This is a genomic window from Bradyrhizobium sp. UFLA05-89 (assembly GCF_059803475.1).
The window spans coordinates 19,047-39,819 of the sequence record NZ_JBANBA010000060.1 but is presented as its reverse complement, the minus strand read 5'-3'; the positions used below and the strand labels follow the sequence as shown (position 1 = coordinate 39,819).

The window sequence follows — 20,773 nt, the reverse complement described above, 5'->3', positions numbered from 1 at the left end:
TTTGTCGCGAGGGAACATGCTCAAGCAACGACCTGAAGCGCGATGACGATTCATCCTGATCTCATCGCGCTGCAGAGGATAAGCGCGATTCCGCCCCTGAGCACCGTGACTTCCACCCTCAGTCGCCGCCGAGAGTGACCGGTCCCTCCACGGGGATCTCGGCCCTGAGGACGGCTGCCAGCGACGTCGCGGTCTTGCTGGGCCGCTCGAGCGCGAAGCGGCGAATGGTGGCATTGCTGCTGGACGACAACGGGCTGACCAGGAGGTCTGCCCCGTCCGTCGTGCTCGTCGTGGCAACGCTCACGCCGCGGGCGCTTTCGCCGAAGGGGACGAAGGAGGCCATCTCGGTAAAGCCGGCATGAGGATGCGCAGCGGCGCTGTGAAGATACATCGAAGGCCCGCCATCGAGCGCCGAGCCGCTGGAGAAGATCTTGACCACCCCACCGTCACGCTGGCCGACGACGATGCGTTCGGCGCCGCCGAGCGTGCCGGCGAGCCAGCCGGTGGCGAGCGAGACGCCACCCCGATAGGCGCCGCCGAAAGGTGAGAATTCCGTCGTCGCCACCGGCTGCCCGGTGCCGGCGGAGCCATGGTGATGATCGCCGGACGCGTGACCGATCGGCTCGAGCAGCGGAAACACGAAGACCTTCACGGTGGAAGGAGCGCCTGGTCCGGGCGCCGTGACGATGCTCTGGCGGCCAGTGGTGAAATCGACGAATCCCGCGCCGAGGACCACACCGGATTGATCCCCCGGATAGGGGCTGAAGGACGAGAACACGCTCGGCGCGGTGCCGAGGACCGGCAGCGCGGAGCTGAAGACCCTGACCTCGCTCTTGTCGCCGGGCCCGGAGCCGACGATGATGTTGTCGCCGGTGGTGATGCCGTCGATCTTCGCGACCGCCACACTCACGCCGTTGCGTGCGTTGGCGCCAAACGCGTTGAAGCGCGCAAGCTGTGTTGCGAAGGGGGCAGCGCCATTCTTCGCTGCGCCGGAGAACACGGCGATCTCCGACGCGTGGCCGGCACCGGCCCCGACGACCAGATCGTAGATGCCGTCGTCGTCGACGTCGCCCATCGCCACGCTCAGAGTGCCTTCGAATGCGGGAAACGGCGTGACTGTCGCGAGCAGTCTGTCGCCGTCCAGAATCCTGACCGTGGCCGGACGACCGTGGCTGCCCGGAATCGCCACCGCATAGGACGATACGGCCGGGATGACATTGACCAGCGCCATGAGACCGTTGTCCTCGTGATTGAGGCGATGACAGTGCATGACGAAGAGGCCGGCATAGTCCTTGAAGCGGGTCCTGATCGACAGCGTGCCGGGCTGGATCACGGACTCCTCCGGCCCGAGATTGGGGACCGGCACATTGGCATTGTCGATGCCCTGCTTCACGGATCCGACCTTCAGCCCCGTGGTGGGGTCGGAGATGCCAGTGATCTGGAAATCGTTCACATGCACGTGGATGGGATGCTCGTCATTGTTCTCGTTGCGAAACACCCATTCTTCCATCGAATTCAGGCGGGGCTGGATCAGGGGGACGTTTGGAAACGCGCCGCTGTCGAAAGCATAGATGAAGGTCTTGGGATCATGCGTGCTCGCGAGGTCGTTGAGAAAACCGCCATTGATCAGAATATGGCGCGTTAAGTCGGGCGTGACCGTGGAGAGATCTTCGAATGGCGTGAAGGCGCCGAGTGGCTGGCCTTCGGTGAAGGCCGTGGTCTCTCCTTTGTCCCCTTCGGTCATGGCCCGCGCCAGGACCTGTGTCGGGAACAGAAAGAACCCGTCATAATAGCTCACCGCAGACGGCAGCACGCTGAGTGTGCCGAGCACCGCAGGCGGATTTTCGGTGCCGTTGCTGGTGTAGAGGATGCCCGGCGCATTTTCTGCTCGCGCACCGGCACCCCGCTCCGGCATTTCCAGAATCAGGTCACCGCGATCCGGCATCGTGACCGCAATCGCGAAGCGCGATGCCGGCGGTATGACGAGGCGGGTTCCGTTCTCTTCGACGGGATAGCGGACTGCAGGGCTGGGATTGCCATCTTGCCCCACGATGGCGATCTTCGGATGGTGCCCGGTCGCCGTCTCTGTGAGGCGCACGCTCATATAGGCCATGTCGCTCACATTCGCGAGAACCCAGATCTCGGTCTGTCCCGGCTTGCTCCGCAGCGTTGGCTGGAATTGGCCGTTCACCGTGAACTGGACATCGCGGAGATGGTCGGGAAGCGACGGATCGGCCGGCACGTCATCCGCCCGCCCGCTGCTGGCCGTAAATGTCTGGAGATTGTTCGGGATGAACTGGAAGCGCCCGCGCATATTCTGGATCGAGAGCGGGCCTGCATACCATACGGTGGCGAAGCGGGAGCCGGGCGCCGCTGCGGTGAAATTCACCGGCGCGAGAATCGGGCGATAGGTCCCGTTCGCCAGCGCTCCCGGCGCGGGGGGGGTGAGGGTGCTGACGAATTGCGGCCAGTTGGGATTGTTGAGCTGCGGCTTCGGCCCCCGGCGATCAAACACGAAGTTGTATTGAAGCATCATGTTGCGGACCGGGATCCCCTTCTGCGTCACGATCGGAAGATTGCCGTCGGTCCGTCCGATCGCAAGCAGGCCGGCAAGCCCCGCGTAGACGTGCGCCGTCGTTAGCGTGTGGAGATGCGGATGGTACCAATAGGCTCCTTGCGGCTGGTTGGTGGGGATGTCGTACACATAGGTACTCGACGTGCCGACCGGCATGTGGATGAGGACGTTGTCGGCATTCCCCTTCGGGCTGACGTGCAGCCCATGGGTGTGGAGATTGATCGGCGAGACCTCGAGCTGCTCGGGATAGGTCGGTACTTCGCCGCCGGCCAGCGTGTATCGCGGGTCGTAGAAGTCGCGGATCGTGAGTCCAGACAGCGCGTTCTCGAGATGGATGACGAGGCGCTCGCCGGGGAAGACCTGCAGCGTCGGTGCCGGATAGAGGCCCTTTGCAGCGGTGACGCCGTTTGACGCCTTGCCGCGGACCAGGCGATAGCCGAACAGGAGAGCGTCCCTGACCGGGGCCGCTGCGGTGTCGAGCGCGATCTCGCCCTGCTGCGCGGTGAGCGTGACTTCGAGCACGCCGTTCTCGCTGGATAGGGTGACGGGTTCCTTGTAGGCAGGTGACGAATAGCTGGCGGTTTGCGAGAGCGCCGTGCCGACGCCGAAAGCCATGATCGAGATAGTGGCCAGGATCGCCCGAGCGACCCTGCGAAAGGCACAATGCATCCGATTCCCCTGATATTCCCCTGCCCGTAGCGAGGTACCATAGATTCGTTGGTTTCGTCGTACCGATGTTGACGATGTCGGTGGGCGCCCGATACGGCAGACCGGGTTGGCCTTTGTTGATGGGATTCTCTTTTGGGGGCGCGATGGGCCGATGCGCGTCACGCGCGTCTAGCTCAAAAGGCCAGGCAACGGACGAAGCGCATTACGGTGACGGTGCTCGACTCAATGCCCGTCAGAACTGACAGCCCCGTGGAACGGGTGCAACAACGCTAGCTCGAAAAAATCAGGCAGGTCGTCGTGCCATGCGCGAGCAATCGGCCCTTGGTATCGGTTACACGGCCCTCTGCCGTCCCGACACGACGGCCGCAATTCAGGACACTGCCCTCGGCCCTGATCTGGCCGGTCTCCAGCGTGATGGCTCGGACAAGCGAGATCTTGAACTCGAGCGTCGTGCTGCCAACGCCTCGTTCGAGCATCGACTGGATGGCGAGGCCCATGCAGCTATCGAGGAGCGTCGCCGTGAGACCACCATGCACCGTCCCCCATGGATTGAGGTGCGCGGCCGTTGGATCGAGCGTGATAGCGACCCGACCGCTCTCGGCCTCCACCACGTCGTAGCCCAAGGTCTGCGCGATCGTGTTCAGCGGGAGCGCCCCGCTGGCAAGGCCCTTGACGAACTCCAGCCCGTTCATCTCCTTTTGTCGCTCGGGACAGACCGTCCCGTAGGTCCTGGCGGCCATGTTTACCTTCGGTTCTCTCGGCAATGACTCTGCCATCCAACCGCAAGGTGCCAGCGAGCGCCACCCGAAACCTGACATCCTGGCCGCGCCGGCTTTTTCGGCTCCAGATGTGGCCCTTGCCCACTCGCGCTTGTGAAGGACGTGTTGAAGCCACGCACACCATCCTCATGCTATTGCTGCTCCCCGCACCCCAGCGGAGACGCCCCCATGCTCCCCATTCCCGCCGACATCTTCACCGAGCCCGATGATGTTTCTCCCGATGCACTCGCCAATCTTGGCCCGCTTCGCCGCCTCGCCGGTGTCTGGCAGGCCAACAAGGGTGTCGATATCAACCCGAAGGCCGAGGGACCGGAGCGGCGGGTTTTCATCGAGCATATCCGGATGGACCCGATCGATCCGCAGGCCAACGGACCGCAGCTGTTTTATGGGCTGCGCTATCACATCCACATCAACACGCCCGAGGAGGACATCACCTTCCATGACCAGGTTGGCTACTGGTTGTGGGAGCCGGCGACCGGGCTGATCATGCAGACGCTGGCGATTCCGCGCGGCCAGGTGCTGCTCGCGTCGGGCAAGGCCGGGCCGGACGACAAGAAGATCTCTGTCACGGCCAAGCGCGGCGAGACGACGTACGGGATCTGCTCGACCGACTTCTTGGAACAAGCCTTCCGCACCGACAGTTACCGCTGCGACATCACCTTCAACGACGATGGAAGCTGGACCTATCTGATCCAGACCGAGCTTTTCGTGCGAGGTGCGCCGTTCAATCATCACGACGCCAACACACTCAAGCTGGTCGCGCCGCCAAGGCTCAATCCGCTGGCGGTGATCCTGAATGATCGCGCCAAGGATGGCGCCAAGGATGGTGCCAAGGACGGTGCCAGGGATCGTGCCAAGGATCGCCTCGAGGGTGGCGGACCGGCGGCCTGAGAAGAAAGCAGGGAGAATTGCATGAAGCCCTACGTCATCTGCCTGATGGCCTCGAGCGTCGATGGCCGCACCCATCACAGCCGCTGGCGTCCGAAGGGCGCAGGCGCGGACTGGTTCGAGAAGATACATGACGAGCTCGGCGGCGATGCCTGGTTGATCGGCCGCGTCACCGGCTCGGAGTTCGCCAAGGGCAAGCCCTATCCCACGACGAGCGCGACATTCCCGCGTGAAAACTGGTTTGCGCGGCGCGACGCGAAAGCTTACGGCGTGGTGCTCGATGCGCACGGCAAGATCGGCTGGGGCCGCTCGGACATTGGCGGCGATCCGATCGTCGTGGTGCTGACCGAGCGCGTATCGGATGCGCATCTGGCCGGTCTCCGCGGCGAGGGCGTGTCCTACGTCTTCGCCGGCAAGTCGGAGATCGATCTTTCGCTCACGCTCGAAGTTCTCAATCGCGAGCTTGGCGTGAAGCGGCTGCTGCTGGAGGGCGGCGGCGCGGCCAACGGCGCATTCTTGCGCGCGGGGCTGATCGATGAGCTGAACCTGATCCTCTGTCCGGCCGTGGACGGTGCCAGTGGTGCGCCGATCGTGTTCGACTCGGGCGAAGCCGAGAGCGAGCAGCGTGCGCCCGTCACCGCGATGACACTCGAGAGCACGCGGCCGCTCGGCGGCGGCGTGCTGCTGCTGCGTTATCTCCTCCAGAACGATCCGAAAGCCGCGGGCCAGTAAAGCAGGGCATGTCGGACAAGTCGGAGCAGATCGTGATCGTCGGTGCCGGTGCGGCCGGTCTGATGGCGGCGCGCGAGATCGCCCGTGCCGGCCGGCGCGTGACGATCCTGGAAGCGCGCGCGAGGTGTGGCGGGCGGATCCATCCGCTTCCTGCCGCGGAGTTTGGATACGACGCGGCCGGCGGCGCCGAGTTCGTCCATGGCGAAGGGCCGGTCACGCGGGCTTTGCTTGCCGAGGCGGGGCTTTCGCTCGAGGCGATCGAAGGGACGCAATGGAGCTTTGAAGGCGGAAAATTCTCGCGCGAAGCGCGCCACGATCCGCACGAGGCCGAGCTTCACCAGGTGGTCAGGGAATTGAAGGACGACCTGACCGTCTCCGAATTTCTGCGTCGCTATTTTGCCGATGCCCAATACGAGTCGTTGCGGCAGTCCGTCGAGCGGATGGTCGAAGGTTACGACGCCGCCGATCCCGCGCGTGCCAGCACGCTGGCGCTGCGCGACGAATGGATGGATGGCGGGCGGCATATGCAGGCGCGTCCCGTCGGCGGCTATGGCCCTCTTATCGATTTTCTCGAGGCCGAGTGCCGCACCCATGGCGTCGCCATCCACTTTGACTCCGCCGTGTCAGCAATCGAGGAGTGCGATGGCGGCGTGGTCGTTCGTTGCGGCAGCGGCGAGGTACATCATGGCGATGTTGCGGTCCTTACCGTGCCGTTGCCTCTGCTCAGGGAGATCGCGCTGCCGAGCGCTACCCGAGAGAGAGTTGCGGCGGCCGCGGATATCGGCTTCGGCAACGTCATCAAAATCCTGCTGCGATTCGAGCGGCGCTGGTGGCTCGAGCGGCAGGCCGATCTTGCTGACCTGACCTTCCTGCTCTCGAATGAGAAAATCCCGGTATGGTGGACGCAGCATCCGGCCGAGCATCCCGTGCTCACCGGCTGGTTCGGAGGTCCGCAGACGAAAGGCCTTGCGGGGCTCGCCGAGCCGGAGCTGATCCAGGCTGGTCTTGCGTCGCTTGCCGGCATCTTCGGCCTGTCACCGGGCGATCTCGCGAAAGAGCTCGTCGCGGCGCGGGCGATCAACTGGGCGCACGATCCCTTCGCGCGCGGCGCCTATTCCTGGGCCACGCCGCAAACGCGCGTGGCGCAATCGATCCTCTCAAGCGCGGATGGCACGCCCGTCTATTTTTCCGGTGAAGCCCTCTACCGCGGCCGTGACATGGGCACGGTCGAGGCGGCGCTGGCGAGCGGACGGGAGACGGCCGGGGTTATCCTGCGGGGCGTGTCAGGTAAGACCAAAGCGATGAGATGAAGTGCAGGCGCCGCAGCTTGGTTAACTCTCCCCGCAGGGGGCTGTCCGCGGTTGCCGTTCAAGCTAGGCTGTGCGCACCGATTCCAGGAAATTACCGACCTCGAGCTTCAGACGGCTGGAGTCGCGGGCCAGTAGCTGGGCGGCTGACAGCACCTGCGATGAAGCCGAGTCGGTCTGGCTCGCGCCGTCGCGCACGTCGGCGATATTTGTGGATACCTGCTCGGTGCCGAGCGCCGCCTGCTGGACGTTGCGAGCAATTTCCTGCGTAGCCGCGCCTTGCTCTTCGACGGCGGCGGCGATCGCCGAGGAGATTTCCGACAATTGCGCGATGGTGTCGCTGATCTCCCCAATGGCGCCGACCGACTCCTTCGTCGCCGTCTGGACGCCCAGGATCTGCTGGTGGATTTCCTCGGTCGCTTTCGCGGTTTGCTGCGCCAGCGCCTTCACCTCCGCCGCGACCACCGCGAAGCCGCGGCCGGCTTCGCCAGCGCGCGCGGCTTCAATGGTCGCGTTCAGCGCCAGGAGATTGGTCTGGCTCGCGATCGAGTTGATCAACTCGACCACATCGCCGATCCGGTTTGCCGCAAGCAACAACTCTCCGACGCGCTTGTTGGTGTTGTGTGCCTGCTCGACCGCTTCACTCGCCCTGCGCGCGGATTCCTGAACCTGGCGGCTTATCTCGGTGACCGACGAGGTGAGCTCTTCGGTGGCGGTGGCCACCGAGTTCACGTTGACGGAAGCTTCATCGGAGGCCGCCGCGACCGCAGTGGTGAGCTTCTGCGAGCGGTTGGCCGTCGCCGTCAGCGTGCCGGCGGAAGCCTCGAGCTCGGTCGCCGCGGACGACACCGTGCTGACGATCTCACCGATCACGGCCTCGAAATCGCGGGTGATGGCGTCGGCCCGCCGGCCGCGCTCGATCTGCGCCTCGGCCTCGCGTGCAGCCGCTTCATCCGCGAGTTTCTTCGCGATCAGCGCGTCCTTGAAGATCTGCAGCGCGTTGGCCATGGTGCCGATCTCGTCCTTGCGATGTCCGTCCGGGATTTCGACGCTGAGCTCCCGGTCGGCAAGCCGCAGCGTCGCCCCGGTCAGCCGCGCCAGTGGCCGGATCACGTGGCGCATCGCTACGAAAACCACGGCGATCGAGGCGGCGAGCACGACGAACAGTGCCGCGAGAGCCCAGCTCAGCCGCATCTGCGCCTGAGCGATCGCAGCGTCATTGGCCTTGTGCGCAAAGTCCAAGGCGGCATCGCGCAGGCCCAGCACGCTGTTCAGGGTGCCGGCGATCCAGCCGGGCCACTCGGCTTCACTGGCCGGAGAGGGGCGGCCATCGCGCGCGGCCGCGGCGACCTCGCGAAACCGTGGCTCGCCTTCGGTCATGAGCTTGGCGCGCACCTGGTCGATCGAGCGAACGAGCTCCGGCGCGCTGCCGGCATTGCTGACGCCCTGCTCGATCTGCCGCCAGAGCAGCGCGACCTGACCGGTCAATTCGGTGACGTCGACGTTCTGGGCGGCAGACAAGGGCTGATTGCGGACGAAGAGGCCGAGGATCGCCGTGCGCGCACCATTGGTGGTGCGCATGGCCTGTGCGCTTTGCGCGAGCTGCGCCGACGGCAACAGGTTTTCTATGTCGCTGCCTGTGCGCGACAGGTTGATCAGGACTTCGCCGGTCGCGGCGGTGAGGGAGTCGACGGCGCGCGCAAGCCCATCCACGATCGCCGTCTGGCCGTTGGGTGGACGCTGCGCCTTGGCCGTGACCGCCGTCTGGCGCCCAGCACTGCGGGTCTGTTGCAAGGCAAGCTCGGCTGCCTCAATCGATGCGACCGGAAGATCCGCCGCGCCAACGGCCTTCTTGGCGGCGCTGATGGCAGCGTCGGTGCCGGCAACAACTTTGTCCAAGGCTGACAATTTTTCGGACGTCGCCGCCTCGGCCGTCGGGCCTGTAACCGCAAACCAAGCGGTACGCTCGGCCGGAATCAGGCTGTTGGCCTTCATCACCAGTTCGAATGCGGTAAGCGTACGCGCGGCCGCTTCTCGCTTGCGCAGATCGCGCCATCCATCCCAGGCGACCGAAACGGCGAAGGCCACGGCGAGGAGGCCCGTCATCAGGTTGCCAGCCAGGATTTTCCATCGCAGGCTGACCCCGTGCTTCGAGCGATTTGCGGATGAGTGCTCAGACGGCGAAGGAAGCTCTGACATCGGTCGGACCAAACTCATCGGCGCATTTCCACGATAGGCTCGGCCAGCGGCCGACTCTCGTCATTAGTCTACGTAAGTAATTGCAACTAAGACGTTAAGTGTGTCTGCGGCCGGAGTGTTCGGCTTGGTCAAACCGTGCGTCGAATGGCTGCTGCCAGAATCTGACACGGCTGCTGCTAAAAGGTGGACCTCTGTCGGAGGACCTTACATGAAACACTGGATCGCCGTCGCCTCGGCCCAGCACGTCCGGATCGGGCGTGCGCACGGCTTCATGCAGGTCTGCCACGGCAAGGGCGGACCCCTGCGGCGGATCTCGCCGGGCGATCACATCGCCTATTATTCGCCGACCGTAACCTTTGGCGGCAAGGATCGGCTCCAGGCCTTCACCGCGATCGGCGTGGTCAAGCCGGGCGTGCCCTACCAGGCTGATATGGGCGGTGGCTTCCATCCGTTCCGCCGCGACGTCACGTGGGGTGACGCCGCCGAGGTGCCGATCCGGCCGCTGCTTGAAAGCCTCTCCTTTGCGCGCGACAATCCGAACTGGGGCTACAAGCTGCGTCTCGGCCTGTTCGAGATTTCGGACGAGGACATGGAGTTGATCCGCCACGTGGCGACGTCAAGCCGGCCGCTGCTGCTGGTCTGAAAGCATCGATGCAGACTCCCCAACAAAAAAGCCCGCATCGCTGCGGGCTTTTCTTCTCACCAGCGATGGCCGCCATAATAGCCGTGGGGCCGGCCGTGGTAGCCATGCGGCCGCGGAGAATAGCCGTAGCTGCGATAATGCGGGCGATAGTAGCCGTGAGGCCGCCAATGATGATGGCGCGGGCCGTGCCAGTGACGATGCCGGCCCTGCGCGCTGATGTCGGTCGGTTGGCCGGCCTGCACATGCGCGGTTTTGGCCGTGCCCTTGCCGGCGGCGTTTGCCGCGGATGAGGTTGCGAGCGCCGCAGCAGCAACAGCTATCGCCACAAAGAAACTCTTCATTCCGTCATTCACTCCGATTGATGTGTGCGGAGATAACGGGATGGCTCGCTCGCGCGTTCCGGCGACAAAGTGCCGCCTTGCCCGACCTTGATCTGTGCTTTGCCGGCGCAGAATCGCCGCAAAGCTTGAAGTGCTGCGTCACACCATCTTCGACGTCGTTGCGAACTTGTGTCACGCGCGTACCACACTCTTGGTGTCATCGCCCGGCTTGACCGGGCGATCCAGTATTCCAGAAGCGGCGCAGGGATACGGATAAGGCGCGGCGTACTGGATGCCCCGCCTTCGCGGGGCATGACACTGGTTGTTGGTGAGTAGGTCACGCACCAGTCGATTCTTTCGCGGTTAACGCCTGAACGTGTTGGCCGCCCGGCGCGACAGATGCACAAGATTCACGTCAAGAGTTTTATCATGGAGCGCGCCGCCATCCTCTGCATTGCCTCGCTGTTCATCCTGCATGCGGGTGCGGCGGCTGCGAAGTCGATCACCTGTTCCTACCCGCAGGACCAGGAGCTGACGTTTGAGGTGCCGAAAAAGCAGGGCGGCCTGCCGCCGATCGACTTCGACTACCCGTCGAAAGTCACGCTGTTCAGCTTCCGCGACGACAATCTCCTGGTCGTCGCCATGGACGAGTCGGACAAGAGCCGGGTGCGGGTGGTGATCTCGGCGCAGCGCGACAAGGCCAGGGGCATCTATGCCGGGCAGATCGTGACCGACCTCGGCGGCAACCAGCTCATGCTCGACAACGGCCCCGTCACCTGCAAGGTGCAGGGGTAAACGCCGGCATTGCCGAGGATCAAGGTCGCGCCGACTGGCCGGGATCGCTGTCGATCTCTACATTGGCGACGGCACTGCGGGATGATTCTATGGCAGACCTCACCGTTCACACTCAAGATCGCCCGCGCGCGCTGGCGGAGGTGATGACGTTGCCGCAGCTGTTGCGCTGGCGCGTTGCGCTGACGCCGGGCCGCGAAGCCTATCGGCAGTACGATGTGACGGCCGGACGCTGGGCGAGCTATTCCTGGCAGCAGATCGATGCCGAGATCGAGCGTTGGCGCCGGGCCCTCGCCGCCGAAGGATTTGCCGCCGGCGAGCGGGTTGCGATCCTGGTGCCCAACGGCATCGCGCATATCGCAATGGACCAGGCCGCGTTGTCGCGTGGTCTCGCGCCGGTGCCGATGCATGCCGTCGACAACCCCGACAGTATCGCCTACATCCTCGCCGATTCCGGCGCGCGCCTGCTGTTCGTGGATACGCTGGAGCGCTGGCAGGCGATCGTCTCGACCGGGCAGCCGGTTCCGGATCTCGGGCGCGTGGTTTGCGCGAGTATCTCGGAGGCAGCGCCGACTGACGCCCGCGTCGTCGCGCTTGATCGCTGGCTCTCTTCGAACGCTGGCGGTCCCGCGATTGTCGACGTGGTCGTCCAAGCGGACGATCTCGCCGCCATTGTCTACACCTCGGGTACCACCGGACGGCCGAAGGGGGTGATGCTGTCGCACGACAACGTCGTTGCGAATGTGAAGGCGATCGCGCAGCGCATCGCCGCCGAGCCGGACGATGTCTTTCTCTCTTTCCTGCCGCTCTCGCACACGTTCGAGCGCACCGGCGGTTACTACTATCCGATCGCGGCGGGCGCCTGCGTCGCCTATGCGCGTTCGGTGCCGCAGCTCTCGCAGGACTTGAAGCATGTGCAGCCCACGGTGCTGATCTCGGTGCCGCGAATCTATGAGCGCATTTTTGCGCTGATCATGCAGCATCGCGAAGCGGCCGGCCGCGTCGAGCGTGCGCTGCTCGATCTCGCGCTCGCCGTCGGCGGCCGGTGCTTTGACGCGCGGCAGAGCAGGCGCGCGCTTTCGCTGTTTGACCGCCTGTCCTGGCCGATCCTGAAGCGCCTGGTCGCCGACAAGGTATTGGCGCAGTTCGGCGGCCGTCTGCGCGTCGCCGTCTCGGGCGGCGCGCCGATCGCGGAACCGGTCATCCGTCTCTTCCTCTCTCTTGGGCTCGACGTCCTGCAAGGTTATGGCATGACCGAGACCTCGCCGGTCGTCTCCGTCAACACCGCCGACGACAACGACCCGCGCTCGGTCGGCCATGTCCTCGACGGCATCGAGGTCAAGCTCGGCGAGAAGGACGAATTGCTCGTCCGCGGCCCGAGCGTGATGCTGGGCTATTGGCACAGGGAGGAGGAGACGCGCCGCGTCAAGGAGGCCGACGGCTGGCTGCACACCGGCGACCAGGCGCGCATCGAGCACGGCCGCATCACCATCACCGGGCGCATCAAGGACATTCTCGTCACCTCCACCGGAGAGAAGATCGCGCCGGTCGATCTCGAAACCGCGATCCTCGCCGATCCGCTGTTCGAGCAGGCCTTCGTGGTTGGCGAGCAGCGGCCGTTCCTCACTGCGCTGGTGGTGCTCAACGCCAAGGCGTGGGAGCAGGAGCAACGGAGGCTCGCTGGGCTCGGCAAGCAGGGCGAGGGCGGGGAGCGCGCTGCTCTGCTCGCACGGATCGCCACGGCCGTGAAGGACTATCCGGCCTATGCGACGCCGCGTGCGGTGTCGTGGTCGCTGGAGCCGTGGACGATCGCAGCGGGGTTGCTGACGCCGACGCTGAAGAACAAGCGCCCCGCGCTGGAGCATCGCTTCGCCGCGGAGATCGAGCAGATCTATGCAAAGAGGCCGTCGGCGGCGCCGCGGCCGAAATGATCTTCACCTGCCGGCAAGCCCGAAGAGGTGAACCGGGCGGCCGGCGCGCTTACTTGAACGGATCCTGGATCGACGGTGCGGATTGCCGGACGCGGCGCACGCTCACCGGCGTGCCGTCGGAGACGAACAGCAGCTCATACCTGCGGCCCTCATTGTCCGTCGCGGTACAGGTGATGTTCGAGACCTGCTTTGCCGCGAAATTGCCGGTCTGGCGGCAGACGCCGGTGGAGGTCTGCTCGGCCGGCACCGGCAGGCCGTCGACCCTGGGCCGATCCTTGGAATTGAGCAGCATGCGGTCGATCGGCAGCTCGTAGGAATTGTCGTCGGCGCGCTTGCCGTTCTCGCCCGAGAATGAGACGACGTGGTTTTCGTCGGCGGGGTCGTCGACCGCGACAGCGAAATTGACCCGGCCCTTGTCACCATGGGCGTAGGCCACCGTCTTGCAGGCGAACTCGCGACCCGCGATGCGCAAGGTCTTGCACTGTCCCGACATCAGCGCCAATAGGTCGATGAAGGAGTTTTGCGGCTCGGCCCGGTTGTCGACCCTGATGGGAACGGAAGACCCGGCAAAACAAGGAGTTGCGAGAGCGATCAGGCTCGCGGCCAGAACCGGTCGGAAGCAGCGCATCATGGGACTCGCATGGCGCGTGGTGGAAACGGAAAAGTTCCGTGCATCAAACATCGAACCACCAATTGGTTGCGATCCCGTTTGTTGTGCAATGCACATGCCCGTCTGCAATACCACCGTGCCACCCGCCGGCGATTTGCGAAAACCGCCTCAACCCCGTCCCCCGTGCGCACTTGCCGTCAGGGTCATGTTTTTTTCGTGGCAAGCTTGTCGCCGTCACCGCCCTCCGGCAGTCTTTCCGGAAATCTACGGGGAGGCTTCGCATGGCCAAGGTCATCCCGAGCCGGGTCGCCGGCCGGATCGAAGGCGATTTCGTCGTGTTTCTGATCGGCATGCGTGTCAACAAGCCGTGGGCGCTCCACAAATGGCTGCCGGTCGCGCTCGCCATGCCCAGGATGATCAAGGAGCTGGAGAAGGCCTCAAAGGAGGTCGGCTTCCTCGGCCATACCGAGCTCGGCCTTCTCAATATGGTGCAGTATTGGCGGAGCTTTGATCATCTGGAGCGCTACGCCAGGGCGCACGACGCGCAACACTGGCCGGCCTGGGTCGATTTCAACCGGCGCCTGAAGGACAGCCGCGGCGACGTCGGCATCTGGCACGAGACCTACAGGGTCCACGCCGGCGACTATGAGGCAATTTACAGCGGCATGCCTCCGTTCGGCCTCGGCAAGGCCGGCGCCTCCGGTGCCATCACCGACGCCACCGACAGCGCACGGCAGCGGCTCGGCGCCGCCTGATCGGGGCATCTCACTGAAGTGCCGCCTGCCAGCGCGCATCGCGCAACGAGGGACGGCGGTGCAGCCGGGCATCGAGCATGGCGCGGGCGCGCCCGAGCTCGCCGCTGCGCATCAAGGCGACGACAAAAGTGTCCTCGATCAGCTCGCGCTGGGCATGGCTGCCGCCGATCCGCACGACCTGATTGAGAACCGGCGTGAGCTCGCGCACGCACCCCGCAAAATCCTCGTCGGCGAAGGCCGTCATCGCGCGGCAGATCGCGGGCACTACGGGGCCCGCAGGCAGCTTGCCGTCGGCCAACCGCTGCTCGATGACGGCAAGCCGCGTGGCGAGTGCTTCGCGATCCTGCGTGGCGGCCGCGAGCAGCGCCATGTGGACGTCGGCAAAGGGGATGCTCGATTTCGGAAACAGTTTTTGCGCGGTGGCGTCAGCCTCGGCCCAGAGCTCTTTGGGCACGGCGTGGCCATAGGCCGACAGGCGCCACAACAGCGAGGCGCCGTCGGTGATCACGTTGAGCGGCGGCGCCTGCGTCATCGACGGTTGCAGCACGTCGGCATAGATCGCGAGCGCGCGCGCCGCATGGCCGTGCTCGAGCGCGCCAAGCGCCTGGTGCCAGCGGATATGGCCGTGCAGGATTCCGGAACGGTCATAGCCGCTGATCCATTCGTCGACGAGACGGTCCGCCTCGTCGATCGAGCCGTCCTCGAACATCGCATGCAGCACGGCGTGGGCGCCGTGCGCGTTCTCGCGCTTCAGACTAAAGCCCCGCTCGGTGATGGTGCGGCCGCGCACGACGTCGCCGTTCTCGGTGATCGCCCAGCCGTAGAGCGTGAGGAACCACCAGTCCTCGCCATAGTGATGCGCGACGCTTGCGCAGAGATCCTGCCGCGCGCGGTCATGGTCGGCCATTCCGGAAAAGGCGAACAGGCCGAATGCGCCGAGCGGCAGCGCCAGCACCACCGCATCGCGCGGCCAGGCCTCGACATGCTTCAAGGTCGCGGCCAGCGCTTCGGGCATCCGCCCTTCGGCCGCGAGCGCCAGCGCCTCGACATGCGAGCGTTCGCGCGCCGTGCCGCGCTTTGCCACCAGCTCCCGCGCGAGGCCCGCTTTTGTCCGGGCGAGCTCGCCCTGCTGATAGAAGGAATGCACGCGGGCGCGCGCGATGTACGCGAGCGCGAAATCAGGATCAGATACGATCGCGCGCTCCAGCGCCTCCGCAGTGCCGGTCCAGCCCGCGAGCATGAGGTCGACGCCCTCGCGATAGGCGCTCGCCGCCGCATCGGATGAGGTGGAGATCGGAAGCCCGTAGCGGTCCTGGTGCGCCATGGTTACTCCCGTCACGCTGTCCGCGCACGGCGGCCTTCGATCGGGTAGGCCGGGTCGTTATAGCCCGGGGTCGAGGGATGGCCCGACGTCACCAGAGCGTCGATCAACGCTTCGTCCTCCGCGGTGAAGCGATAGTCGAGCGCGCGGATGTAGTCGTCCCACTGCGCCTCGGTGCGGGGGCCGGCGATGACAGAGGTGACGAAGGCGGAGTTGAGCACCCAGGCGACCGCGAACTGGCCCGCGGTGATGCCCTTCTTCTCCGCATGTTGCTTGATCTCCTGAGCGAGCTTGAGCGACTCGGGGCGCCACTCGGTCTGCATCATGCGGGTGTCGTTGCGGCCCGCGCGCGTCTCCTTGTCGGGCGACGCATCCGGGCTGTACTTGCCGGTGAGCACGCCGCGCGCCAGCGGGCTGTAGGGCACGATGCCGAGGCCGTAATGGCCGCAGGCCGGGAAGTGCTCGACCTCCGGCATGCGGTTCATCGCGTTATAGTAGGGCTGGCTCACCACGGGCCGGTCGATGCCGAGCCGGTCGCAGATGTTGCAGATCTCGGCGACGCGCCAGGCGCGATAGTTCGAGACGCCGAAATAGCGCACCTTGCCGACGCGGATCAGGTCGCCGATGGCGCGCACCGTCTCCTCCAGCGGCGTCGCGTGGTCTTCCTTGTGCAGATAGTAGATGTCGATGAAATCGGTGCCGAGGCGCTTCAGGCTTTCATCGGCCGCCTGCAACACCCAGCGCCGCGACAGCCCGCTGCGATTGGGATCATCGCCCATGGGATTGGCAAGCTTTGTGGCGAGCACCCAGGCGTGACGGTTGTTGGCGATTGCGCGACCGACCACCTCTTCCGAGCCGCCCTTGGAATACGCGTCCGCCGTGTCGATGAAGTTGATGCCGGCCTCGCGCGCCTTCGCGATGATTTTTGCAGAATCCGCTTCATTCGTGGGACCGCCGAACATCATCGTGCCGAGGCAGATCGGCGAAACCTTCAGGCCACTGCGGCCGAGCTGGCGGTATTGCATGGGTTCTTCCTCAACGCTTGTGTGGGCACCAGCATAACGATCTCGCTCCGTCATTGCGAGCGCAGCGAAGCAATCCAGATATTCGCTCGCGGAAAGACTCTGGATTGCTTCGCTGAGCTTGCAATGACGAGCTTGGGGTACGCGTTTGCCATCCTCGCAGGTGTCATCGCCCGCCTTGTGCGCAACTGCGCACTGGAGCGGGCGATCCAGCATTCCAGAGCCGGCGGAGGGATGCGGAGAGGCCGCGGCGTACTGGATTCCCCGCTTTCGCGGGGAATGAAAGCGGAGTGCTTGGCACCTACTCCGGCCCCTTCAGGATCTTGAACACGCCATTCGCCATCACGATGCAGCGGTCGTCGACGGTGACGTCGGTGTTCATGAAAATCAGGCTGCGGGTCGAGCGCACCACGCGCGGGCGCGAGATCAGGATGTCGCCGATCTTGCCGGCCTCGACGAAATGGGTGTCGAGCTGCACCGTCGCCATGTACTGCCTCCCGGTGACGTAGCGCGCGGTCATGCCGCAGGTGCGGTCGGCGAAGGTCATCGTCACGCCCCCCTGCACCATGCCGCGGCGGTTGTGATGCTTGTCCTGCGTGATCAGCGCGTATTCATGTTGGCCGTCGAGCTGGCGCTCCCACAGGGGACCGATGAGGTGCATGAAACCGGTGGTTTCGACAACGGTCCAGCCGTCGTGCTTGAGTCTGGCGGCGGCCTTGTCGATCATGTTCGGGTCCGTCTGTCAAAGCAGAGCATCTGCATCTCATTTCATCAAGCGCGCTCCTGGTGTAGTCAAGCATCATGAGACCATTCGACGATGCCACACGGCGCAATATCGCTGGCGCTTGCGCGAGGTTTGCGCGTCTGCCCGACAATGGCGACCCGCTGGGGTTGAAGCGCGCCGCGGTTGCCATTGCGCTTGCCGCGGCAGGCGAGGGGCGCGACACGGCGCTGCTGCTGACCTTGCGTGCATCGAACCTGCGCGCTCATCGCGGGCAATGGGCCTTGCCCGGCGGGCGTTGCGATGCCGGTGAAACACCGGTCGAGGCGGCGCTGCGCGAGCTCGACGAGGAGCTCGGATTGAGGCTCGCGGCGGATACGGTGCTCGGCCTCCTGGACGACTACCCGACCCGCTCCGGCTATCTGATCACGCCTGTGGTGGTGTGGGCCGCCGGCAGCGGGAGACTCGTGCCGAACCCGCAGGAGGTCGCCTCCGTACATCGCATCGCCCTTGACACGATCGAGCGCGAGGACGCCTTCGACTTCGTCGCCATCCCCGAAAGCACGCGGCGCGTGATCCGCTTCCACCACGAAGACAGCCTGATCCACGCTCCGACTGCAGCCCTGATCTATCAGTTCCGCGAGGTGCTGGCGGGGCGCGTAACCCGCGTTGCCGAGCTGGAACAGCCGGTGTTCGCCTGGAAATGACCTTAGAAGTAAACGGCGTTTTAACCTGACAGTCACGCGGTGGTTGCTACAAGGGCACCATGCATCACCGACCGATTCGACGCGCCCTGACGCTTGCACCGTTCGCGCTCGCCCTGCTCGCACCGCCCGCGCCCGCGCGCGACTCCTCCGCGCTGCCGCCGGCCGTCAGCAATGCGATGGCGCAGGCGTCGCCCCAGGCCATCCTCGAATATCGTCGTCGCCTCCAGGAATACCAGGAGGCGCGCGCCGCTTTCGACGCAGAGGCCGGCGCCTATTGGGGCGCGATCTCCGAAAAACGTCGCACCCGCAACGCCAAGCGGCGTGGCGGTCAGCAGATCACGCTCGACGATTACGTGCTGGAGCAGCCCCCGCTCTATACCGGGCCGAAGCGGCCGGTGAATCCTGAACCCACCGAGGAGCCGGAGCCGCGCCCGCGCAAGCCGATCCCCGTCGTCGCGGATCTGTTGCGGGCCGCGCAGGATCTCTACCAGTTTACGCCGCAGCGGCCGACGACCGAGGTCGAGTTCAAGCGCGCCTACGCCCGCTATGCGCTCGCGTTCGGATTGACGCGCGAGCAGGCGGTGCGGGTCTATTCGTTCGAGACCGGCGGCACCGGCAATCACGACGTGCAAGCGGGAATTGAACATGGCGGCAAGCGGGCGATCTCGACCGCGATCGGCTACAATCAGCTCTTGACCACCAACAGCGTCGAGCTGCTCGCCGAACAGGGCCATGAGTTGGTCCGCGCGCTCTCCGAGAAGACGGCGCAGGCCGCGGGACCCGCGCGCAAGGCGCTGGAGCACAAGCTCGCTGTGTTGAAGAAGATGGTGGCGCAGGCGAAGTCGGTGCCGGACACCTGGTCGGAGCATGAGAAGATCGGCGACACCGCGCAGGGCTGGGCGATGCACGCGATGGTGCTGGATATCGACGTCGGGCCGATGCTCCAGACCCACAAGCTGCTCACCTCCGTGCTGTTCGCGCGCGCCAAGGGCTATACCCGCTCGCTCACCGCCGCCGAGCTCGAGATGATGAATCTCACCGGCGACGGCACAGGTCTCGACATGGTGACGATGCCGCAGGCCATGCGCGAGCAGGTGCCGACCTCGAACTTCTTCCAGCGTGGCGGCTACGAGCGCAACCCGGTCGCGATCCGGCACAACACGGTGGCGAAGCTGTTGGCGGTGACGGACGCGCGGATGGATTCGAACAGCAACAATACCGGTGCGAGGGAGCTGGCGGGGGCGTTTTAGAAGGTGGCTGCTGGTCAGGAGCTCAAAACGATCGTGCTCGAGAGCAGCCTGGCCCGATCAGACCGACAGAACGCCTCTCAATCCACCAGGATCACCCGGATGTCGTTCACGTTCGTCAGTGTCGGCCCGGGCAGCAGCAGGTCGCCGGTCGCGGCAAAGAATGCCGTCGCGTCGTTGTTGTCGAGATAGGCCTGCGGCTCCAGCGCCAGCGTCTTCATCTTCGCAAACGTCGCCGCGTCGATCAATGCGCCGGCGGGGTCGGTGGGGTTGCCGGCGCCGCCATCGGCTCCGTCAGTGTCGCCGGCGAGCGCGGCGATGTGGGGCGTGTCCTTCAGGAGGCCGGCGAGCGCCAGCGCATATTCCTGGTTGGGGCCGCCGCGGCCATTGCCGCGCACGGTCACCGTAAGCTCGCCGCCGGAGAGAATGGCGGTGCGTTTGCCGGCGGCGCGCGCGCTCAGGACAAGCTTGGCGTGTTCGGCGGCAACCTCGCGCGCCTCGCCTTCGAGATCGGCGCCGAGATCGATCACCTCATAGCCCGCGTCCTTCGCGAGCTTGACGGCGGCGTCGAGCGATTGCTTGGGCCGCGCGATCAGTTCGAAATGCGCGCGCGCAAACGCGGCATCGCCGGGCTTGCGGCTCTCATTGCCGGGATCATCGAGCGCGCGGCGCACGGCCTCGTCGAGCTCGAGCTTGTATTTTGCGACGATCGCGCGCGCATCGGCCAGCGTGGTCGGATCGGGCACCGTGGGGCCGGAGGCGATCGCGGAGGGATCGTCATGCGGCACGTCGGAGATCGCGAGCGTGACGATCTCAGCGGCATTCTTGCCAGCGCGCGCCAGCCGCCCGCCCTTGATGCGCGACAGATGTTTGCGCACGACATTCATTTCGCCGATCGGCGCGCCCGAGCGGAGCAGCGCCTTGTTGACCGCCTGCTTTTGCGCAAAGCTGATGCCGTCCACCGGCGCGATCCAGTTCGCCGAGCCGCCACCGGTGAGCAGCACCAGCAGCAGATCATCGGGGCCGGCCTCGCCTGCGAGCGCGAGCGAGTCGGCGGCGCCCTTCAGGCCGGCTTCGTCCGGCACGGGATGGCCGGCCTCGACCACGCGGATGCGCCGCGTCGGCACGCCGTAGCCGTGGCGGGTGGTGGCGATGCCGACCAGTCGCTCCGGATCGAGCTTGAGCCTGTCGAGATAGTGCCGCTCGGCGGCCGCGGCCATGGCGCCGGCGCCCTTGCCGGCGGCGAGGCAGATCACGCGGCCCTTCGGCGCGGGGCGCAGATGCGGCGCCAGCACCACGTCGGGGTGGGCGGCGGCGACGGCGGCGTCATAGAGGGCGCGGAGCAGGGGGCGTCGGTCGGTCATGGCGATGCTTTCGTCAAGGAGAGGCGGTTGCCGGCGACCTCGCCAGAGTTCGCCGCCTCTTGCCTAGCGCATCGCCGCGCGAAGCGTAAGCGGGCTTGCTCATCATTCGATTATGCAATTGCGTGATGATAGTCGAAAGGCAATGAAAAGCCCCCCGCGACGGCCTCGCGAGGGGCGTTCTCATACCTCGA

18 protein-coding genes are annotated in these 20,773 nt (G+C 65.5%); 9 read left to right on the top strand and 9 right to left on the bottom strand.

What is annotated here, in order from left to right; genetic code table 11:
* Window positions 1–118 precede the first annotated feature (118 nt).
* Window positions 119–3,244, bottom strand: a complete 3,126-nt coding sequence (locus tag SO139_RS27060; RefSeq protein WP_449381356.1) for a multicopper oxidase family protein — start codon at window positions 3,242–3,244, stop codon at window positions 119–121.
* A 269-nt stretch (window positions 3,245–3,513) separates the two neighbouring features.
* Window positions 3,514–3,984, bottom strand: coding sequence for a PaaI family thioesterase (locus SO139_RS27055; protein WP_449381355.1), 471 nt, complete (start codon window positions 3,982–3,984; stop codon window positions 3,514–3,516).
* 207 nt (window positions 3,985–4,191) lie between these two features.
* Between SO139_RS27055 and SO139_RS27050 the strand changes: the two genes are divergently transcribed.
* The 3 genes from SO139_RS27050 to SO139_RS27040 are packed head-to-tail and all read left to right on the top strand — an operon-like array spanning window position 4,192 to window position 6,953.
* Window positions 4,192–4,914, top strand: coding sequence for an FABP family protein (locus SO139_RS27050; protein ID WP_498540953.1), 723 nt, complete (start codon window positions 4,192–4,194; stop codon window positions 4,912–4,914).
* A gap of 21 nt (window positions 4,915–4,935) precedes the next feature.
* Window positions 4,936–5,643, top strand: coding sequence for a RibD family protein (locus tag SO139_RS27045; RefSeq protein WP_449381353.1), 708 nt, complete (start codon window positions 4,936–4,938; stop codon window positions 5,641–5,643).
* Between the two features lie 8 nt (window positions 5,644–5,651).
* Window positions 5,652–6,953, top strand: a complete 1,302-nt coding sequence (locus tag SO139_RS27040; RefSeq protein WP_449381352.1) for a flavin monoamine oxidase family protein — start codon at window positions 5,652–5,654, stop codon at window positions 6,951–6,953.
* 63 nt (window positions 6,954–7,016) lie between these two features.
* On the opposite strand, the gene SO139_RS27035 is transcribed toward SO139_RS27040, so the two are convergent.
* Window positions 7,017–9,056: a methyl-accepting chemotaxis protein gene (locus SO139_RS27035; protein ID WP_449381351.1), complete on the bottom strand. Its 2,040-nt coding sequence runs from the start codon at window positions 9,054–9,056 to the stop codon at window positions 7,017–7,019.
* Window positions 9,057–9,357: 301 nt separating this feature from the next.
* On the opposite strand from SO139_RS27035, the gene SO139_RS27030 reads away from it, so the two are divergent.
* The gene (locus SO139_RS27030; protein WP_498540952.1) at window positions 9,358–9,792 is read left to right on the top strand and encodes an EVE domain-containing protein; all 435 of its coding nucleotides are present in this window, start codon (window positions 9,358–9,360) and stop codon (window positions 9,790–9,792) included.
* Window positions 9,793–9,848: 56 nt separating this feature from the next.
* Here SO139_RS27030 and SO139_RS27025 read toward each other — a convergent pair whose 3' ends face one another.
* Window positions 9,849–10,133, bottom strand: coding sequence for a hypothetical protein (locus SO139_RS27025; protein WP_449381349.1), 285 nt, complete (start codon window positions 10,131–10,133; stop codon window positions 9,849–9,851).
* Window positions 10,134–10,511: 378 nt separating this feature from the next.
* Between SO139_RS27025 and SO139_RS27020 the strand changes: the two genes are divergently transcribed.
* The gene (locus tag SO139_RS27020) at window positions 10,512–10,907 is read left to right on the top strand and encodes a hypothetical protein (protein WP_449381348.1); all 396 of its coding nucleotides are present in this window, start codon (window positions 10,512–10,514) and stop codon (window positions 10,905–10,907) included.
* A gap of 89 nt (window positions 10,908–10,996) precedes the next feature.
* Window positions 10,997–12,835 (top strand): AMP-dependent synthetase/ligase, encoded by a 1,839-nt coding sequence (locus tag SO139_RS27015; protein WP_449381347.1) that lies wholly within the window; start codon window positions 10,997–10,999, stop codon window positions 12,833–12,835.
* A gap of 49 nt (window positions 12,836–12,884) precedes the next feature.
* On the opposite strand, the gene SO139_RS27010 is transcribed toward SO139_RS27015, so the two are convergent.
* The gene (locus tag SO139_RS27010; RefSeq protein ID WP_449381378.1) at window positions 12,885–13,463 is read right to left on the bottom strand and encodes a hypothetical protein; all 579 of its coding nucleotides are present in this window, start codon (window positions 13,461–13,463) and stop codon (window positions 12,885–12,887) included.
* 263 nt (window positions 13,464–13,726) lie between these two features.
* On the opposite strand from SO139_RS27010, the gene SO139_RS27005 reads away from it, so the two are divergent.
* Window positions 13,727–14,200 (top strand): DUF4188 domain-containing protein, encoded by a 474-nt coding sequence (locus SO139_RS27005; protein WP_449381346.1) that lies wholly within the window; start codon window positions 13,727–13,729, stop codon window positions 14,198–14,200.
* Window positions 14,201–14,210: 10 nt separating this feature from the next.
* On the opposite strand, the gene SO139_RS27000 is transcribed toward SO139_RS27005, so the two are convergent.
* The 3 genes from SO139_RS27000 to SO139_RS26990 all read right to left on the bottom strand — a co-directional run bounded on the left by SO139_RS27000 (window position 14,211) and on the right by SO139_RS26990 (window position 17,270).
* A complete protein-coding gene (locus SO139_RS27000; RefSeq protein WP_449381345.1) occupies window positions 14,211–15,524 on the bottom strand; it encodes a tetratricopeptide repeat protein in 1,314 nt (437 codons plus the stop codon).
* Window positions 15,525–15,535: 11 nt separating this feature from the next.
* Window positions 15,536–16,546, bottom strand: coding sequence for an aldo/keto reductase (locus SO139_RS26995; RefSeq protein ID WP_449381344.1), 1,011 nt, complete (start codon window positions 16,544–16,546; stop codon window positions 15,536–15,538).
* A gap of 298 nt (window positions 16,547–16,844) precedes the next feature.
* Window positions 16,845–17,270: a PaaI family thioesterase gene (locus SO139_RS26990; RefSeq protein ID WP_449381343.1), complete on the bottom strand. Its 426-nt coding sequence runs from the start codon at window positions 17,268–17,270 to the stop codon at window positions 16,845–16,847.
* A 74-nt stretch (window positions 17,271–17,344) separates the two neighbouring features.
* Between SO139_RS26990 and SO139_RS26985 the strand changes: the two genes are divergently transcribed.
* Both SO139_RS26985 and SO139_RS26980 read left to right on the top strand, forming a co-directional pair.
* Complete coding sequence (locus SO139_RS26985; RefSeq protein ID WP_449381342.1) at window positions 17,345–17,971, top strand: NUDIX hydrolase; 627 nt, start codon at window positions 17,345–17,347, stop codon at window positions 17,969–17,971.
* Window positions 17,972–18,030: 59 nt separating this feature from the next.
* Window positions 18,031–19,221: a hypothetical protein gene (locus tag SO139_RS26980; RefSeq protein ID WP_449381341.1), complete on the top strand. Its 1,191-nt coding sequence runs from the start codon at window positions 18,031–18,033 to the stop codon at window positions 19,219–19,221.
* 77 nt (window positions 19,222–19,298) lie between these two features.
* On the opposite strand, the gene SO139_RS26975 is transcribed toward SO139_RS26980, so the two are convergent.
* On the bottom strand, window positions 19,299–20,582 hold the full coding sequence (locus SO139_RS26975; protein ID WP_449381340.1) for a glycerate kinase type-2 family protein: 1,284 nt from the start codon (window positions 20,580–20,582) through the stop codon (window positions 19,299–19,301).
* Window positions 20,583–20,773: the final 191 nt, after the last annotated feature.

Excerpts from the sequence above, each read along its gene's own strand:
- SO139_RS27005 (WP_449381346.1), top strand. The coding sequence starts at position 13,727 with ATGGCCAAGGTCATCCCGAGCCGGGTCGCCGGCCGGATCGAAGGCGAT.
- SO139_RS26985 (WP_449381342.1), top strand. The coding sequence starts at position 17,345 with ATGAGACCATTCGACGATGCCACACGGCGCAATATCGCTGGCGCTTGC.
- SO139_RS27055 (WP_449381355.1), bottom strand. The coding sequence starts at position 3,984 with ATGGCCGCCAGGACCTACGGGACGGTCTGTCCCGAGCGACAAAAGGAG.
- SO139_RS27040 (WP_449381352.1), top strand. The coding sequence starts at position 5,652 with ATGTCGGACAAGTCGGAGCAGATCGTGATCGTCGGTGCCGGTGCGGCC.
- SO139_RS27010 (WP_449381378.1), bottom strand. The coding sequence starts at position 13,463 with ATGCGCTGCTTCCGACCGGTTCTGGCCGCGAGCCTGATCGCTCTCGCA.
- SO139_RS27025 (WP_449381349.1), bottom strand. The coding sequence starts at position 10,133 with ATGAAGAGTTTCTTTGTGGCGATAGCTGTTGCTGCTGCGGCGCTCGCA.
- SO139_RS27015 (WP_449381347.1), top strand. The coding sequence starts at position 10,997 with ATGGCAGACCTCACCGTTCACACTCAAGATCGCCCGCGCGCGCTGGCG.
- SO139_RS26975 (WP_449381340.1), bottom strand. The coding sequence starts at position 20,582 with ATGACCGACCGACGCCCCCTGCTCCGCGCCCTCTATGACGCCGCCGTC.
- SO139_RS27045 (WP_449381353.1), top strand. The coding sequence starts at position 4,936 with ATGAAGCCCTACGTCATCTGCCTGATGGCCTCGAGCGTCGATGGCCGC.
- SO139_RS26980 (WP_449381341.1), top strand. The coding sequence starts at position 18,031 with ATGCATCACCGACCGATTCGACGCGCCCTGACGCTTGCACCGTTCGCG.
- SO139_RS27020 (WP_449381348.1), top strand. The coding sequence starts at position 10,512 with ATGCACAAGATTCACGTCAAGAGTTTTATCATGGAGCGCGCCGCCATC.
- SO139_RS27050 (WP_498540953.1), top strand. The coding sequence starts at position 4,192 with ATGCTCCCCATTCCCGCCGACATCTTCACCGAGCCCGATGATGTTTCT.
- SO139_RS27030 (WP_498540952.1), top strand. The coding sequence starts at position 9,358 with ATGAAACACTGGATCGCCGTCGCCTCGGCCCAGCACGTCCGGATCGGG.
- SO139_RS27000 (WP_449381345.1), bottom strand. The coding sequence starts at position 15,524 with ATGGCGCACCAGGACCGCTACGGGCTTCCGATCTCCACCTCATCCGAT.
- SO139_RS27060 (WP_449381356.1), bottom strand. The coding sequence starts at position 3,244 with ATGCATTGTGCCTTTCGCAGGGTCGCTCGGGCGATCCTGGCCACTATC.
- SO139_RS27035 (WP_449381351.1), bottom strand. The coding sequence starts at position 9,056 with ATGACGGGCCTCCTCGCCGTGGCCTTCGCCGTTTCGGTCGCCTGGGAT.
- SO139_RS26995 (WP_449381344.1), bottom strand. The coding sequence starts at position 16,546 with ATGCAATACCGCCAGCTCGGCCGCAGTGGCCTGAAGGTTTCGCCGATC.
- SO139_RS26990 (WP_449381343.1), bottom strand. The coding sequence starts at position 17,270 with ATGATCGACAAGGCCGCCGCCAGACTCAAGCACGACGGCTGGACCGTT.